General features: G+C 62.1%; 11 protein-coding genes. 5 read left to right on the top strand and 6 right to left on the bottom strand.

Going from position 1 to position 16,642, the window contains the following annotated elements; translation table 11 throughout:
• Positions 1-5,721: 5,721 nt before the first annotated feature.
• The 6 genes from rsmG to rpmH all read right to left on the bottom strand — a co-directional run bounded on the left by rsmG (position 5,722) and on the right by rpmH (position 9,067).
• On the bottom strand, positions 5,722-6,360 hold the full coding sequence (rsmG, locus tag GV007_RS04620) for a 16S rRNA (guanine(527)-N(7))-methyltransferase RsmG (RefSeq protein ID WP_160071197.1): 639 nt from the start codon (positions 6,358-6,360) through the stop codon (positions 5,722-5,724).
• A 281-nt stretch (positions 6,361-6,641) separates the two neighbouring features.
• Complete coding sequence (locus GV007_RS04615) at positions 6,642-7,151, bottom strand: Jag family protein (protein WP_160071196.1); 510 nt, start codon at positions 7,149-7,151, stop codon at positions 6,642-6,644.
• Positions 7,152-7,191: 40 nt separating this feature from the next.
• Positions 7,192-8,202 (bottom strand): membrane protein insertase YidC, encoded by a 1,011-nt coding sequence (gene yidC / locus GV007_RS04610; protein WP_160071195.1) that lies wholly within the window; start codon positions 8,200-8,202, stop codon positions 7,192-7,194.
• Between the two features lie 31 nt (positions 8,203-8,233).
• Positions 8,234-8,533, bottom strand: a complete 300-nt coding sequence (gene yidD / locus GV007_RS04605) for a membrane protein insertion efficiency factor YidD (RefSeq protein WP_160071194.1) — start codon at positions 8,531-8,533, stop codon at positions 8,234-8,236.
• Positions 8,533-8,925, bottom strand: coding sequence for a ribonuclease P protein component (rnpA, locus tag GV007_RS04600; protein WP_160071193.1), 393 nt, complete (start codon positions 8,923-8,925; stop codon positions 8,533-8,535). Before rnpA ends, yidD begins: the two co-directional genes overlap by 1 nt.
• A 4-nt stretch (positions 8,926-8,929) precedes the next feature.
• Positions 8,930-9,067 (bottom strand): 50S ribosomal protein L34, encoded by a 138-nt coding sequence (gene rpmH / locus GV007_RS04595; protein WP_068484134.1) that lies wholly within the window; start codon positions 9,065-9,067, stop codon positions 8,930-8,932.
• Positions 9,068-9,489: 422 nt separating this feature from the next.
• On the opposite strand from rpmH, the gene dnaA reads away from it, so the two are divergent.
• The 5 genes from dnaA to gyrB all read left to right on the top strand — a co-directional run bounded on the left by dnaA (position 9,490) and on the right by gyrB (position 16,629).
• A complete protein-coding gene (gene dnaA, locus GV007_RS04590; RefSeq protein WP_236558332.1) occupies positions 9,490-10,956 on the top strand; it encodes a chromosomal replication initiator protein DnaA in 1,467 nt (488 codons plus the stop codon).
• A gap of 479 nt (positions 10,957-11,435) precedes the next feature.
• On the top strand, positions 11,436-12,575 hold the full coding sequence (gene dnaN, locus GV007_RS04585) for a DNA polymerase III subunit beta (protein WP_160071191.1): 1,140 nt from the start codon (positions 11,436-11,438) through the stop codon (positions 12,573-12,575).
• A gap of 3 nt (positions 12,576-12,578) precedes the next feature.
• The gene (gene recF, locus GV007_RS04580; protein ID WP_160071190.1) at positions 12,579-13,760 is read left to right on the top strand and encodes a DNA replication/repair protein RecF; all 1,182 of its coding nucleotides are present in this window, start codon (positions 12,579-12,581) and stop codon (positions 13,758-13,760) included.
• Complete coding sequence (locus GV007_RS04575) at positions 13,753-14,241, top strand: DUF721 domain-containing protein (protein ID WP_104244036.1); 489 nt, start codon at positions 13,753-13,755, stop codon at positions 14,239-14,241. Before recF ends, GV007_RS04575 begins: the two co-directional genes overlap by 8 nt.
• A 165-nt stretch (positions 14,242-14,406) precedes the next feature.
• Positions 14,407-16,629: a DNA topoisomerase (ATP-hydrolyzing) subunit B gene (gyrB, locus tag GV007_RS04570; RefSeq protein WP_160071189.1), complete on the top strand. Its 2,223-nt coding sequence runs from the start codon at positions 14,407-14,409 to the stop codon at positions 16,627-16,629.
• Positions 16,630-16,642: the final 13 nt, after the last annotated feature.

Raw genomic sequence — 16,642 nt, 5'->3', positions numbered from 1 at the left:
TGGCCGACTGAACACCGGAGATTGTCCTGCATACGAACTAGCTCAAGACAAAGAGACCGCAACCTCTGAGGTGGTTCTCCAAGCGGGGTTCGATGAGCTCCCAGCCTTTCTGTGCGCGACGCAGAAATCCCGGCTCAGCGGACCGGCCAATGGTCGTCATCGTCGCTCTCACGATGCCCGACAGAGAGCATCGCTCTGTTGTCAGGCCCGGTAGGGCTGACTAAGCGGTAGGACTGAACTAAGCCCGACGAGCCACCTCTTCGTCCAGCCACCGTTCCAAGGAGGCTCCCGCGTGTCCAGGACAGCCCTAGAGCGCGGTCCCTCTGCAGAAGTCCGACAGCGAAACAGTTCAGCGCGAGCTTTCGCGCCAAGCTGCGACAAGACAGTGGAGCGTTGAAAGAAGGCCGAATCGCCTGGTCCCACACCACACAACGAGGACGCGCAACGCTAGAGCGCGGAGACGCGGTACTTGATCACATCGGCCGCCTACGCACGTGACTCCTGTGTTGCAGGTTCGCCGGCTGTCGCTGCCCTTTGGCGTTGACGGTAGGCGCACTCCAAATCCGAAAAGAAGGGCAGCGTCGTCTATTCGATCCGTTTCACGTGGAACACACCGAGTCGCTAGCCCGTCCCGTCTTCGAGAGATGCCGTGCGTGGTCCGCGGGCGACCAAGTCGGGAGGGACGGGCAGGTATCCCGGCGCATCGAACGCTATTGCTCTTCAACCGAAGCGTGGCCGCGCCCGTCGTATCCATGCTCAGCCTCGGTGTCCGCCAGTATTTCGGCGTGGGCCAGGATTGCAGACCGATCTGCCCTGTTCCGCTCAAGGCCCGCGCCCTCACCTAAGGAGACGATGTAGTTCAGCCAGCGCGGGCGGGAAGCGACGAACAAGATCGCAAGCCGACGAGAGAGAGAGAGAGAGAGAGAGAGAGAGAGAGAGAGAGAGAGAGAGAGAGAGAGCACATCCGTACGCACCCGGACTACCTAGCTTGGCACCACAGCCACCCACCGCTGCGGGCCATGGAGCCGGACAGTCAAAGTCACGATGACTGCAGTGCTCGAGGATCAGACCTGTGCGGTGTGGTGTGATGCCCCTGTGAGCCACCGAGCCGCGGAGTTCGGTCGGCTAGTTCGTGGCCGGCGAGGGGCTCAGCATCACCCAGTTTGCTCCTTCACGTCGCCCCTGGCCCTGTGCTGCATGTGCGTTTTCAGGGATACCGATCCGAGGCTACTGCCTCATGTGGCTGCGTCTTTCTCAGCGAGATCTACTCGAACTTCGTTCCACGTGAAACATGAGCAGAGAAGCGGGTTCTCATCAGCCCCGTTGGACGCGCAGCCTGCACCTAAGCCCTCGGGGCCCGGTTCTGCTGGGGTACAGACCTAGAGACCTACAGGCCTACAGGCCTACAGGGCCACTAACTGCGGCACCCACCGTGGCTGCTGGGCAGACTGCCGACGGGACTCTCTCGTTCGATTACTCGGTACATCGGTACGTCCTACTCCTACTCCTATTCCCAGTGGTAGCGAGGCCTCACAGCTCGTAGAGCGACCCGGCAGGCACGCGCCTTCCCTGAAGACTCGAAGGTCTCCGTCCTTGGGTCATTGGGAACGAAGAACTGACGCCAGGTATCGGTTGTTCAAACACCCAGAAATTGAGAACCCTAGAGTCCATTCCGATGCAAAGAAGGCCAAAGATCGGACGCCAAAATCCAGTGGATACCGTGCGCACCCCTCACCTCTCGCTGCGTACCTCGATAACCATGGTGGGTTTGGTGAACCAGATCGGATCGCATTGGCACTCGCGCTCGCACTCGCGCTCGCACTCGCACACGCACTCGCACCCACGAACGACCACGACTGCGACCACGGGCGACGACTGTGACCACGGGCGTCATGCGACTCGGGCCGCCGTCGCCAGCGCCTTCAACGCCTGGTCCTCTACTGCTAATTCCGCGTTGCGGCACAACCCTAAGTACCCCGACCCGCTGGAGAACAGAGTCGAGTCCAGTTGTTCTACGCCTCTAGTTCGCAGCTATCCGTGACTAGAAGCCAAGCTCCACCCCACCGGTCGAATAGAGCACTGTCGGTGATTCTCGGCCCCTGGGCCCACTCACGTACCTCCCCAGCCACCTCCTTCTAAATCGAATCCGATCGCGGAAGACCCAGGGGTGTCATGATCGAGAGGCGCAGTTGCTATTGAATGACCCGACTACCTAGGTGTCCAGCTGACCGAGCAATCGGATCACGTTTCACGTGAAACGAGGCGCATCCTTGGTGCTCAAGAGGGTTGTCCACCCTCGGTGCAGTAGTCGACGAACACCGGCCGGCCAGCCATTGGCGAGTCGAGCCAGAATGATTCAGAACGAATCTCAGCAAGCGTCAATGCTTCTTCACCCGACATCTCTAATCGGTGCCTTCCCAAGATGTTTCACGAGACGTTTCACGTGAAACGTAGCTCACTGCAAGACCGCGGTCAGGTGCGACTAGGGGCTCGAGACCTTTGCAGCTGAGCTGACTCGATCATTCTCAAAAACCGCAAGCAAGGACGCGGCCCTCTCTCTTGCGGTTCGGTACTTCAGGAAATCAAGGGTCGACGGAACTACATCCCTTCACCATTTGAGCACCAGAGGTTGAACTCGCGAAGGACACTCTCGCCAATATCGCTCGTACTGCGGCTCACGGTTGCGAAACGGACCGGCTGTGGAGTCACGCATCCGCTATCCCGGGAACCCGGCAAGGCCCATTCTCGAGAGTCTCCGTGGTCATGAGATCCATCTGAAGGGGCTCCAAATACGTCGATGATCACCCTCAAACATGATCAGAGCTGTCAACAGCCAAGTTCTGTTTCACGTGAAACGAAACCGATATCAGCATCTCGGAGTCTGGGTTTGGGGCGAGACGTCCCTTCGACCCCACTGCCACAAGACGAGTCGCGATCCAGATCCCACTCCCGCTCCCTCATGCGTGCCAGACCGGAGTTCTCTCGACGCACCTCCGTTCTCGACCTAACTCGAGCTGCCGCAGAGAAGAGACCCCTTTCAGCTCGTCGCGAGACAAGAGTCTCGGAGGGACTACATTGCCGGTTGCGGCTGCTGCGTCGTCGCACCCAGGCCGGTGGTCCGTGGCCGGTCGACACCTCTTGAAACTTGCGGACCTCTGCTTGAACCAGGCGAGACACTCCAATGCACAGAATCAGAGAACGCCACGCCACATCTCGAGCTTCAGCGGCGGCGGATGGCAGACTCAGTCGATCGAATTCTGCACGACACCGGCTGCTCGCGGCGGTACCGCCAGGCACCCATGATCGTCCGTTTCACGTGGAACACACCGCCCAGAGACTGTCCCGTGCTTGAGGACCAGGTCCATGACCCGCTTCGCGCCACAGTTGTAGTCTGTAGTCGCTGCCCTTGTCGGACTCTGCTGCCGCGCTTCGCTCAATGACAGGCGTAATCTCGCGTACCCATCAGGCTCACGATTCGTATCGTGTAAAGCCGGACTGAGTGGAGCGAGACGGAAGGCGTGGTTCTACGGCGAGCTGACTATTTTCCTCCGGACCCATATACAGCTGACCAGCTCCCAGCTCGCCGCTCGCCGCTCGCCGCTAATGAGAGCTTCGACCGATCTGCTGCGCCTCGTTTCCAGCGCACGACAGAAATCGAAATTTGCAATGGGCAATGATCTGAGCTCCTCCCTGCTGAGGTGTAGAGGCACAGAGCCGCAGAAACACAGAAACACAGAGGCACAGAGCCGCACCCCATCTTGGCACCGTCAGCGCTACGGCTCCGGCTCCATACGACTCGGACAATCGATCGCAGTTCGCATACGTTCAAGATGCTCCAGCCGCCCCACTAACCCTCTCCCAGCCCATGGTATGACTGTGGCCTGCGGGACTGCAGGAGGCCACTAGGTGCAGCGCGACTCCACCCGACAACGACGTATGCGATCGGCATGAGTGTCTGTCCTTGTTCAGCCCGAGAATCCATTCCAACAGGCCGCGTACAAAGCAGCCCTCTCGTACTTGCCTCCTACCCACTGCCTTCCTTACTTCAGCGCGCGAGCTGATGCCCCCGATCGGGAGACCTTGGGGTGCGAGTCTTGGCTCGGGGCATGATGGTCGGACCGCCGCCGTTTCATGTGAAACCAACACAGTGGGCTTTGAGATGAACATGATTGTCGACGAAGGGGTGACCGTCTGATCATGGAAGCTAGAAGCTGTGCGTTGAGCGTAGCTAAGAGGGTCTTGCGATTTGCAAGCTCGGGTCTTGAATCTCAAGCATGTTCCACGTGGAACAACCAGAAAGCGAGACCTGGAGACTGGTTGAGTGATGAGACGGGCACCTGAACACAGTGAGGTCCGGCCCTGGACTCGACTGAAACGAGAATTAAGCAGCCCATGTGAGCTCAAGATCAGTCCAATAGCGCAAGTTGGCTGCCCTAGGCGAGTACGATCCCTCAAGCCCGCGTCTGGGCCCCTACGAAGAGCAGCCAGAGGATTGCGTCCGCACCCGGAGCTAGCCCCGCTCACGAACTCGAGGAGCCACGACAGTGGCCGGGACAGCATCAAGCTACTTCCACACCAGATCAGCATCCAGCGCCCAATGCGCGTTCCACCTGACTTGTGGACGGACGATGACAATGACGCTTGCCCCCGCACCATGTCTCATTCGTTGACGCTCCCTCGGACTTCGACCCTCCAAGCGTCTCTCTATCCCTAGCCAAGCTCCCTACGTCCGTTCCCGTGCTTCTGCCTGTGCCTGTCCTGGCCTGCTGAACCCGCAACCCCAACCGCCAGTCCGTCGCCCACCGTCAACAGTCAGTCGCCAGCAGACGGCCGCAGGCGGCCGCAAGCTTTTCACTCAGCCCTCCACGTACGAGCACGGCGACGGCCGTGCGAGCTTCGCGACGTCGGTGGACCGCGTCAGGGCGGTCACGGTGTCCTCAGACTTCCTCCACTCGCACAGGACTGTCTCGGAGTGGGCCAGGGAAGCCACAAATACTCACCCGCCCACCCATCTACCCAAAGGGCAACACGGCACAGCGACAGGCACGACACGAAACCAGGACACGACGGTCGGCACTGCTGCCAGTCGAATCTCCGGGCTTGTCGGTGTCCAAGGCACTCGTGCAAGCACTTGTGCAACGCCGACACCACCCGTCTCGATGCCCGTGTCACGGCGGCCGACACAGTGCTCAAGTCAGGCACGGCGCCTGGACACGCAACGAATGACAGTTTCGCGGAGCAGCGCCCTAGAGGACAACCGGGTACGAGCACTCCCCAGCGTTTCACGTGAAACTCTCGCTATCGAAGAGCCGTGCGTAAGCGAAGCGGGTCGCAGACCACATAGGTAGGTGGGTGACAGCCACGGGGCCCGAATACCTACAACTCAGTGCGGGGAACGCCGAAAACTCCTCGAACTGATCGTGACTGCAGTCATGTGATCCGCAACCAAAACTCGGGCCACCCCAGAGTAAGAAACCATGCCGATCTTGCCAGCTAGAAGCCAGATTCGGATGTCAGGCGCGCTGATCCTCGCATATTCGACTGCAAGTGGCCCAAGAGAGCTACTTCGTGCGCCGGATTGTCAATCAGGAGGGGTTTCACGTGAAACTTCTTCAGTGCCCGCCCTCATTCGTCCTACGAGCAGCTGAAATTTTTGCATCTACTTAGACTGATGCAAGACAGTTTGCAGTCGAGATCACCCTGGGTGGCAATCCCAAGCTGTCAGTCGACGGTCGCGCGAATGACTCGCGTCGTCTCGGTCTCCAGCTCGTCCCCGAGCTCCTCGACACGAACGTCCGTGAGACCGAACTTGCGGATCACCTTGCTGGCCTTTTCGATCTCCGCCTCTGCGGAGCGTCCTTTGAGGAAGACCAGCTCCCCGCCTGAGCGGACAAGTGGAACGGTAATCGGAATGAGCTTGCTCAATGCCGAAACGGCGCGGGCTGTCAGCTGGTCGAACGTGAACTCGTCATGAACCTCCTCGGCACGAGCACGACGAACCTGCACGTTTTCGAGGGCAAGCCCGTCCACCTCGCGTTGCAGCCAATCGGTGCGACGCTCCATGGGCTCAATCAGTACGAAGTTGACATCAGGGCGTGCGATGGCGAGCACGATTCCCGGCAAGCCTGCACCAGAGCCAATATCCCCAACAAGTCCCGGACGGAGCAGCGGCGCCATGAGCACGGAGTTCACGATATGGCGCGTCCATAGTCGCGGGTACTCGAGGGGCCCCACCAGACCGAGCTGTTCCCCGTACTGAGCGAGGTCGGCCGTGAATGCCCGCGCGAGGTCGATACGATCAGCGAAGAGCTCCGCGGCGATCGCCGGCTCGACCTCGACTTCGGTTGGCTGCTGAGTCATGCAGGAGTTCCCTCTCGAACGTGAATGTCGGCACCAGACTGCGAGAGCCTCCCGCAATCAGCTCGCACCAGTCTGACATGCATGACGGAGACCACACTCGCCAGACAGTCGTTCGTGCGCAACAAAGCTGTGGATAACTTTGTGGAAAACCCTTGGCTGGCGTCACCTGACAGCCAAATCGTCAGGAATAGGCTTCTGACCAGGCATTTAGTGGTTCTAGACCTGAAAGTCGCCGCGAACCGGGATTTCGCCTGTGGAAACTCCTGTGGATAACTCTTCGGTCAGGCAGATGCGACTGGGCGAATGACGGTGTGACGCTCGCGCGCTTCGCCCTCCGACTCGGACACGTAGCCACGCTCCGAGACGATGTCGTGCACGATCTTGCGCTCGTAGGACGACATAGGGGGAAGCGCCGCGGAGGAGGCACCTTCCTCAATGCGGGTCACGGCGCGGTCGACCAGGCCGACGAGCTCGATGCGGCGTGCATCCCGCGAGCCTCCGATGTCCAGAATGAGTCTTGAGAACTCGCCGGTCTCAGCCTGGACAGCCAGACGGGTCAAGTGCTGGAGGGCGTCAACCGTCTCGCCGTCTGCAAGCTTCGAGAGGTTCGATTCGCCGTCTGAGTTCACCGAGATATACGTGCGAGACTCGCGAACCTCGATATCGAGGTCACCGTCGACGTCACTGATGTCGAGCAGCTCCTCGAGGTAGTCCGCCGCGATGTCACCGTCGTCACGAGTGTCCGGTGTGCTGACCTCTGCGGGGATGGTCTCAGGAGTTGCTTCAGTCATGCGGGTTCCTTAAAACAGTGTGGCAACGAGAGTTGGGGAGCTATTTCTTGGCAGGTGGGCTGCTCTTGCCCGAAGAGGTGCCACCGCTTGGCTTGCCTCCAGAGGCCTTCTTCTTGGCCCTGTTCTTCGACACAGGCTGCGATCGCTGCACCGGCTGCTGCACGGGTGCCTCGATGATGACGTTGCCCTTGGAGTCCTTGCGCTCAGGCTCGACCCACTTGCCTCGAGCCTTGAGTCGGTCCTCGCGAGCCTTCGCGGCTTCAGAGCCGGGCGTCGGCATGTTGCGGATGATGATGTACTGCTGCCCCATCGTCCAGAAGTTCGAGATGAGCCAGTACGTCATGACACCGAGCGGGAACATGACACCGGATACGAGGAACGTGAGCGGCAGGATGTACAGCAGCATCTGCTGCTGGCGGTACATCGGCGACTCCTTGGTCGCCTGCGACACGTTCTTCGAGGTGATCTGCTTCTGGGTGATGAACTGCGAGACCGTCATCACGACGACCATGACGCCGGCGAGGATCTGCACCCCGACGTTGCCGTCGTTATTGAGGAACGTCGCGCTCAGCGGCGCGCCCCAGATATCTGCCTGCGAGAAGGATGTGGCGAGCTCCTGGTTGAGGAGGCCCACTCCCACCGTGTTGTGCTGTGCGCCGTTGAGCACAGAGAAGAGACCGAAGAAGATCGGCATCTGCACGAGGAGCGGCCAGCACCCTGCCATGGGGTTCGAGCCGGTGCGCTGGTAGACCGCCATGGTCTCGCGGCGCATCGCCTCCATCGAGAACTGGTCGCGCTTGCCCTTGTACTTGTCCTGGATCTTCTTGATCTCAGGAGCGACATCCATCATGGCTCGCTGCGACTTCACCTGCTTCACCATGAGGGGAATCATGGCGGAGCGGACGACGAGCACCAGGCCGAGGATCGCGAGGATCCAGGTCCAGCCATCTGTGCCATCGAGACCGAGCGTCGTCCACAGCGAGTGGAATCCGACCAGGATGAGCTCGATGACCCATTTGATCGGCCACAGGATGGTTCCGAGGATATCCATGAGTGTGGTGACGTCTTTCTCTTAGATGCCGCTAGCTGCCCTGGACTACGAATCCGTGGGCAGTAGTGGTGGTGGTTCTGTGTTCAGGCTCTGGCACATCGTCAATGCCTCCGGCAGCCCAGGGGTGGCAACGAACGAGTCGTCGCCCGGTGAGGAAGCCGCCCCGGAGGACGCCATGAACCTGCACGGCTCTTAAAGAGTACGCGGAGCAGCTGGGGTGATACCGGCAGACATCTCCGTAGAGCGGAGAGATCAGCAGCCGGTAGCCGTTGAGCACGGCGATGACGACGTTTCGAGGAAACAGCGCGATCGCGCGGAGTGAGCCGCCCATCAGGTGCTCGAGCTCACGGTTCTCGGTGCATTCGCTTCGCCATTGGCGGCGATACGACGCACCCCTCGCAAGGATCCGAACCTGGCACGCTCCCGCAGCTCCTCGAATCCGAGCGCAGCCGCTTCGGGATGCACGCGATAGACGATGTCAAAACCCGGACCCACTTCAGGAAGAAGCTCCCTGGAGACGGCCTTGAGGCGACGACGGATGCGATTGCGCACAACGGCCACACCTACCCGCTTCGAGACAATGAAGCCGAAGCGAGTAGGTGTGTCGTTGGTGTCGCGCTCGCGCACGCTGACCGTGATTCCCCGAGCACCCACGCGAACGCCGCGTCGAACGATGGCTTGGTAGTCATCGCCCTTCGTGACGCGGTTCGCGTAGGGAAGCAAGAAGCTACGCGGAAAGCTCGGTGCGTCCCTTGCGGCGACGAGCCGAGAGGATGGCGCGACCCGCACGGGTGCGCATACGCAGGCGGAAGCCGTGGGTCTTCGCGCGACGGCGGTTGTTTGGCTGGAAAGTACGCTTCGACATGAGAACTCCGGAAGATACGACCCGATCGGCGGACGCCGTACGGATTTTCACAAGTGCCCTACCGAAGGGCACAACTGCCTTAACCTACGTGACCTGCGCCTGGCAGTCAACTGCCGCCAGAAGCCCAGCATTATGCTCACGAGCTCGTGCCGCGCGGCTCCGACATGCCGGATCCAGCGAAAGCGATTGGCGCACGTCCTGATCCAGCGTAGGCTGGACCCCTACCTCTGCGAGTTATGCACAGGCAGACGCCCGTTTGTCCACAGAAGTTGTGGATATCTCACCGGGTAGATCACAATGACTTGCGCACCAGTGCCACACGGCCGGTGCGTTGACCATGCTGCGAGTGCGCAGCCAAGAAGTAACGCCGGCCCACAGAGATGCGGAGCTGGGAAGTACAGAGGGATGGGGGGAGTGCTTCGGTGACCGACCCCGTTTCGGAGACGTGGCAGACGCTGCTCTCCACACTGCGTGAAGATGACCGCGTCCCCGCTTCCCTCCTGGGGTTCCTCGGCCTTGTGGAGGCGAAGGGAGTCATGAGCGGCGCCCTGCTCCTCGAGGTCCCGAACGACATGACTCGCACGATGATCGAGACGCGCGCGCGGGTGCCGATGCTCGCAGCGATCGCAGAGCTCGACGAGTCCGAGATCAAGACCTTCGCGGTGCTCGTCAACCCGGATGCTGCGCCCCGGGCATCGGCGAGCGAGCCCCTTGACTCGCACGACTACATAGAGGTGGCTCCGCCACGCTCCGCTCCCGCGCCGACGAGCTCCGTCACCGTGGTCGAGTCGGAGGCGATCGGCGCCCACTCCTCGTCGGATCAGGGAGCGCGCACGCAGCCCGACCCGGAGTCCCGCCTCAACCCTCGCTACACCTTCGACAACTACATCATCGGAGGGTCGAACCGATTCGCGCATGCTGCTGCGGTCGCAGTGGCGGAAGCACCGGCTCGCTCGTACAACCCCCTGTTCGTCTACGGCGGCTCCGGGCTCGGCAAGACCCACATGCTCCACGCCATCGGCAACTATGCCGAGTCGATCTACCCTGGCATCCAGGTCAGGTACGTCTCGAGCGAAGAGTTCACGAACGACTTCATCAACTCGATCGCCAACAACAGGACGCAGTCGTTCCAGGCGCGCTACCGCGACAACGACATCCTCCTGATCGACGACATCCAGTTCCTGCAGGGCAAGGACTCGACGCAGGAAGCCTTCTTCCACACGTTCAACACCCTGCACGAGCACAACAAGCAGGTCGTGATCACCAGCGACCTCCCACCGAAGCAGCTGACGGGCTTCGAGGACCGGATGCGGTCGCGCTTCGAGTGGGGCCTCATCACCGACGTGCAGTCGCCTGACCTCGAGACGCGTATCGCCATCCTGAGGAAGAAGTCGCAGGTCGACAACCTCCTGATTCCCGACGATGCGCTCGAGTTCATCGCTGCACGGGTGTCTTCGAGTATCCGTGAGCTCGAGGGCACCCTCATCCGGGTCACCGCGTACGCGAATCTCAACGGTGAGAAGGTCGATCTGGCGCTCGTCTCGACCGTTCTGAAGGATCTGGTCTCCGACCAGGACACGGGCATCGTGTCCCCGGTCGACATCATCAACCGCACTGCAGCGTACTTCCAGCTGACGGTCGATGACCTCTATGGCTCGTCCCGCTCTCAGGCGATCGCGACGAGCAGGCAGATCGCCATGTACATCTGCAGGGAGATGACGAACCTCTCGCTCCCGAAGATCGGGCAGCTGTTCGGCGGACGGGACCACACGACGGTCATGTACGCGCACCGCAAGATCACGAAGCTCATGACCGAGCGACGAGATGTCTACAACCAGGTCACCGAGCTCACCGCGCGCATCCGTCAGAACGGCAACGGCCGCTCCTGAGTGCTCCATCTGCTCCACATCACGACGCCCTGTGCTCGGATGTGGAGTTTTTCTTGTCGTTTTCGCCTGTGGATAACTTGTGGACTGTGGAATCGACACGCGAGCACGGACTGTGGAAAACGCCCTCGACGCTGTGGAGTCCGCGAAGTTGTGCACCCCAGTGCTCGTCAGCGTGCACAGGGCGTCCACCGCTCCACCACAACTTACATTCCTGTAGTTCCCGTGGGGCTGCTGGCGAGTTCGGAGTTATCCACAGTGTGCACAGCTGTTAATACGATGATGACAAGAAATCTATAGATATTGGGAGAGTCGATGACATCGATGGACGGTGGTCGGCTGGACCTCGTCTAGCTGGTATTTTCGCGTGCGCGACGACTCGAGCGTGCTGCTGCGTGCATCACAGGATGCACGTGCGATCGGTCACAACACACCGAATCGAGGCGGCTACCATTGGGGCATTCCAACGAGAGGAACGCCTAGTGAAGTTTGTGGTCAACCGTGACGTCTTCAGCGATGCGGTGTCGTTTGTCGTCAAGCTTCTGCCTCAGCGCCCGACCCTCCCCATCCTCAGCGGTGTTGTCGTCGAGGTCGGCGAGGCAGGCGTCACGCTCTCATCGTTCGACTACGAGGTCTCGAGCCGCACGAGCATCGACGCTGATGTGCAGGAACCCGGTGCGGTTCTCGTGCAGGGTCGCCTCCTCGCAGACATCGCGAACAGGCTCCCGCAGGCCCCCGTCGAGCTCAGCCGTGACGACTCCGGTGTCGTCATCCGCTGTGGAAGCGCTTCGTTCCACCTCCCGACGATGCCGATCGAGGAGTTCCCGAGCCTTCCCGTCGTCGAGGGAGCCAGCGGCTCCATCGCCGGCGACGTCTTCTCGGAGGCCATCTCGCAGGTCGCCGTCGCCGCTTCCCGTGAAGATGTCGCCCCCGTCATCACCGGCGTCAACCTCTCCCTGCAGGCAGACTCCATGAGCCTCGTTGCAACCGACCGCTACCGGGTCGCGGTTCGCACGATCGAATGGCAGAGCTCGCTCACGGAGACCGAGACGGCGCTCGTCCCGGCGAAGACACTCGCAGAGGTCGGCAAGTCGCTCGGGAGCTCCGGTGAGATCACCATCACCCTCGTCAAGGACGACATCCGCGAGCTGATCGCCTTCTCGGCCGGCAACAAGACCGTCACCTCGCTGCTCATCAAGGGCAACTTCCCCGCCGTCGAGCGTCTGTTCCCCGCCGAGACGCCGCACTACGCGGTGCTCACGGTGAGCGACATCGTCGACGCGGTCCGTCGAGTGCAGCTCGTCCTCGAGCGCGAGGCGGCTCTGCGTTTCACCTTCACGACCGAGGGACTCCACTTGGAAGCGCTCGGCAGCGAGCAGGCGCAGGCGAGCGAGAACCTCGACGCGGTGCTCCAGGGCAACGACATGGTCGTCTCGCTCAAGCCGCAGTTCCTGCTCGACGGCGTCGGGGCCATCCACTCGCCGTTCGTGCGCATCGCGTTCACGAACTCCGAAAACCCGAACAAGCCCGGACCGGTGCTGCTGACGAGCCAGACCACGCGCGATGAAGGCGAGTCGACGAACTACCGCTACCTGCTGCAGCCGAATCTGCTCATGCGGTAACCGGTGCACGTCACCCGTCTGCAGCTGCACGACTTCAGGAACTACGAGTCCGCCGACCTCTCGCTTGGACCCGGCGCTCACCTGTTCGTCGGCTCCAACGGCCAGGGCAAGACCAACCTCGTCGAGGCGATCGGGTACCTGGCCACGCTCGGTTCGCACCGAGTCTCGAGCGACCAGGCGCTGGTGCGCTTCGGCCAGGAGTTTGCCGTCGTCAAGATGGAGCTGGCCCACGAGACGCGGTCGCTGCACCTCGACGTGCAGATCGCGAGCTCGGGTGCGAACAAGGCGCGGGTCGGCGGACAGAACGTCCGCTCTCGCGACTTGGCCAGGTACTTCGCGAGTGTGCTGTTCGCACCGGAGGATCTGACGCTCGTTCGCGGCGAACCCGGGGCACGGCGGCGGTTCCTCGACTCCCTGCTCGTGACCCATTCGCCCAGACTGGGCGGTGTCATCGCCGACTACGAGCGTGTGCTTCGACAGCGGAACTCCCTGCTCCGATCCATGCGAGGGCCACGATCGTCCGACGCGATGATCGCGACTCTTGACGTCTGGGATGAGCGCATGCTCGAGCTGGGCTCGCAGATCATCGCGGAACGGCTCCTGCTCTGCGACCGGCTCCTTCCTCACCTCGCCGGCTCGTATCAGCGTTTGGTCGGCGCCGACCACCGTCCGACGCTCTCGATGCGGGTGTCGGCCTTCGGGCACGCAGCTTCCGTGATGGGCGACGCGGATGGCGAGGGTGCCGAGGTCGAGGGTGGCGAGGTCACGACGTCTGAGATCCGCGAGCGGTTCGCGGCGCAGCTGGCTGCCATGCGTCCGCGGGAGCTCGAACGCGGTGTGAGCCTCGTGGGTCCGCACCGCGACGACGCCGTCTTCTGGTTGAACGGCCTGCCGGCCCGCGTCACGGCGAGCCACGGGGAGTCCTGGTCGTTTGCGCTTGCGCTCAAGCTCGCTGCTGCCGAGCTGGTGCGGAGTGAGTCGCGCGCCGGGGATCCCGTCCTGATCCTCGACGACGTCTTCGCCGAGCTCGATGCTTCGCGCCGATCACGTCTGGCAGAGGCGATCGGCGATTTCGAGCAGGTCCTGATCACTGCGGCGGTCCTCGAAGACGTGCCTGTGGGGCTGCGGTCGCAGGTCATCCGCATCAGCGCCGGGACGATACAGATAGGCCAAGCCGATGAGTGAGGGTGCGGAAGTCTACGCGCGCTTCAAGGAGGTCTTCGGCGGGAAGACGACCTCGCTGCGCAGGCGGCTGGCCGCCAAGGCGAAGGATGAGCAGGGCACCGATCTGTCCGAGCCCTTCGGCTTCGGCCGCGATCCGGTGGCTGCTGGTTCCGCTCTTGCGGCCCTCACCAGGCAGTTCGGCTGGAACGGCCCCATCAAACAGGCGGAGCTGATGGATGCGTGGCCCGAGATCGTCGGCAAGGAGACAGCTGCGCACTCGACTCCCCTGCACATCGAGGACGGGGTGCTGCTTGTGCAGTGCGACTCGACCGCCTGGGCGACGCAGCTCCGCGGCATGCAGACGCTGCTGCTCACGAACCTCATCGAGAGGTACGCCGAGGCCAAGGTCGAGCGCATCCGCTTTCTGAACCCGGGTGCCCCCTCGTGGAAACGCGGTCCCAGATCGGTTCCAGGGCGTGGCCCACGCGATACCTACGGCTGACGAGGCATTTACGGTCCTCGCCATTGTTTTCGTCGCTTGACGCGCCTTCTTCGGGCTTCGGGTCGGGTTCCTTGGTAGACTGAACAGTCGCTGGATCCGCGTCGTGTGAGTTTGCTCGCAACGCGGATCTTGCATGTCGCCACACAGCAAGGAGACGCCCGAGTTATGGCATCAGAAACTTCCGACCCCGAGAACACGACTGAGACGCCAGAAGATGCGGGGAAGTCGGCCGGTCCAGGAACGTCGGAAGGCCAGACTGCTGCGGAAGGGCTGAGCGAGGCGCCTGCTGAAGTGGCCGAGACCCGCTCGCAGAACGACCGCGTCGAGAACGACTACGGCGCCGGGCAGATCCAGGTGCTCGAGGGTCTCGAGGCCGTACGCAAGCGCCCAGGCATGTACATCGGGTCAACGGGCCCCGAGGGCTTGCACCATCTGGTGTACGAGATTGTGGATAACTCTGTGGATGAATCGCTCGCAGGGTACTGCGACGACATCCAGGTCGCGCTCCAGGATGACGGTGCCGTGCGCGTGAGCGACAACGGTCGAGGTATCCCCGTCGAGCTGCACCCGATCGAGGGAATCTCCACACTCGAGGTGGTCCTCACCAAGCTCCACGCCGGCGGCAAGTTCGGTGGTGGCGGCTACGCCGTCTCCGGTGGTCTCCACGGTGTCGGCTCTTCCGTGGTCAACGCGCTCTCCTACCGACTCATCGCTCAGGTCAAGCGCGACGGCTTCGAATGGGAGATGGACTTCGAGAACGGCGTCCCGACGGGCGACATCCGCAAGGGTGAGCCGACGGAAGACACCGGGACCACCATCACGTTCTACGCGAACTCCGAGATCTTCGAGACGGTCGAGTACGACTTCGAAGTGCTCCGCGCCCGCTTCCAGCAGATGGCGTTCCTGAACAAGGGCCTTCGCATTTCGCTGGCCGACGACCGGGACCAGTCAACCCTCCAGGGTGACGGGCTCGCCGCTCAGATCACGGAGCTGCAGGACGAATCCGCTGCAGACATCGACGAGGCGGAGCGCACCGAGACCGGTGAGCCGAAGGGGGTCACCGAGTCGATCGAGATCCCGCAGAAGCGCTCGCAGACCTACCTGTTCGAGCGCGGCCTCGTCGACTACGTGCAGCACCTCGTCAGCCGCCGCAAGAAGCAGCCGGTCCACGAGGAGATCATCGAGGTCAACGCCGAGGACACCGAGCGGAAGATCTCGCTCGAGCTCGCCATGCAGTGGATCGACTCCTACTCGGAATCCATTCACTCGTTCGCGAACACGATCAACACCAAGGAGGGCGGCACGCACCTCGAGGGGTTCCGTGCAGCGCTGACCACGGTCGTGAACCGCTACGCGAGGGAGAAGAACCTCGTCAAGGAGAAGGACGAGAACTTCTCAGGCGAAGACGTCCGCGAGGGTCTCGCGGCAGTCATCTCCATCAAGCTCGGCGAGCCCCAGTTCGAAGGCCAGACGAAGACGAAGCTCGGCAACACCGAGGCCAAGTCCTACGTGCAGCGCATCGTCGGACAAGCCCTCCAGGACTGGTTCGACCGCAATCCCTCGCAGGCGAGGGACATCATCCGCAAGGCCGGTCAGGCATCCGCCGCTCGACTCGCCGCACGTCGAGCGCGCGAGCAGACCAGGCGCAAGGGACTCCTCGAGACCGGTGGCATGCCGGGCAAGCTCAAGGACTGCCAGTCGAAGGACCCGACTCGCTCTGAGGTCTTCATCGTCGAGGGCGACTCGGCAGGCGGCTCCGCCGTCCAGGGCCGCGACCCCGAGACGCAGGCGATCCTTCCGCTGCGCGGCAAGATCCTGAACGTCGAGAAGGCCCGCCTCGACCGTGCGCTGCAGAACAACGAAGTGCAGTCCATGATCACGGCATTCGGAGCCGGCCTCGGCGACGACTTCGACCCTGACAAGGTCAGGTACCACAAGATCATCCTCATGGCAGACGCCGACGTCGACGGTCAGCACATCACGACCCTGCTGCTCACCCTGCTCTTCCGCTACATGCGTCCGCTCGTCGAGCTCGGGTACGTCTTCCTCGCCCAGCCGCCGCTGTACCGCATCAAATGGTCGAATGCCGCGCACGACTTCGCGTACTCCGACCGTGAGCGCGACGCGATGCTCGCAGACGGCAAGGCAGCTGGCCGCCGCATCCCCAAGGACAACGCCATCCAGCGCTACAAGGGCCTCGGCGAGATGAGCTACCAGGAACTCTGGGAGACGACGATGGACCCCGCAGTGCGCACGCTCCTGCAGGTCAAGGTGACCGACGCTGAGGCGGCTGACGCCGTGTTCAGCACGCTCATGGGCGAGGACGTCGAATCTCGCCGGACCTTCATTCAGCAGAACGCGCACGACGTGCGCTTCCTCGATATCTAAGGCACACAGGCAC

The organism is Pseudoclavibacter sp. 8L, from assembly GCF_902506465.1.
GTDB lineage: Bacteria > Actinomycetota > Actinomycetes > Actinomycetales > Microbacteriaceae > Pseudoclavibacter.
Note: the sequence above shows the minus strand (reverse complement) of the source record. Positions and strands in the feature narration are given on the sequence as shown.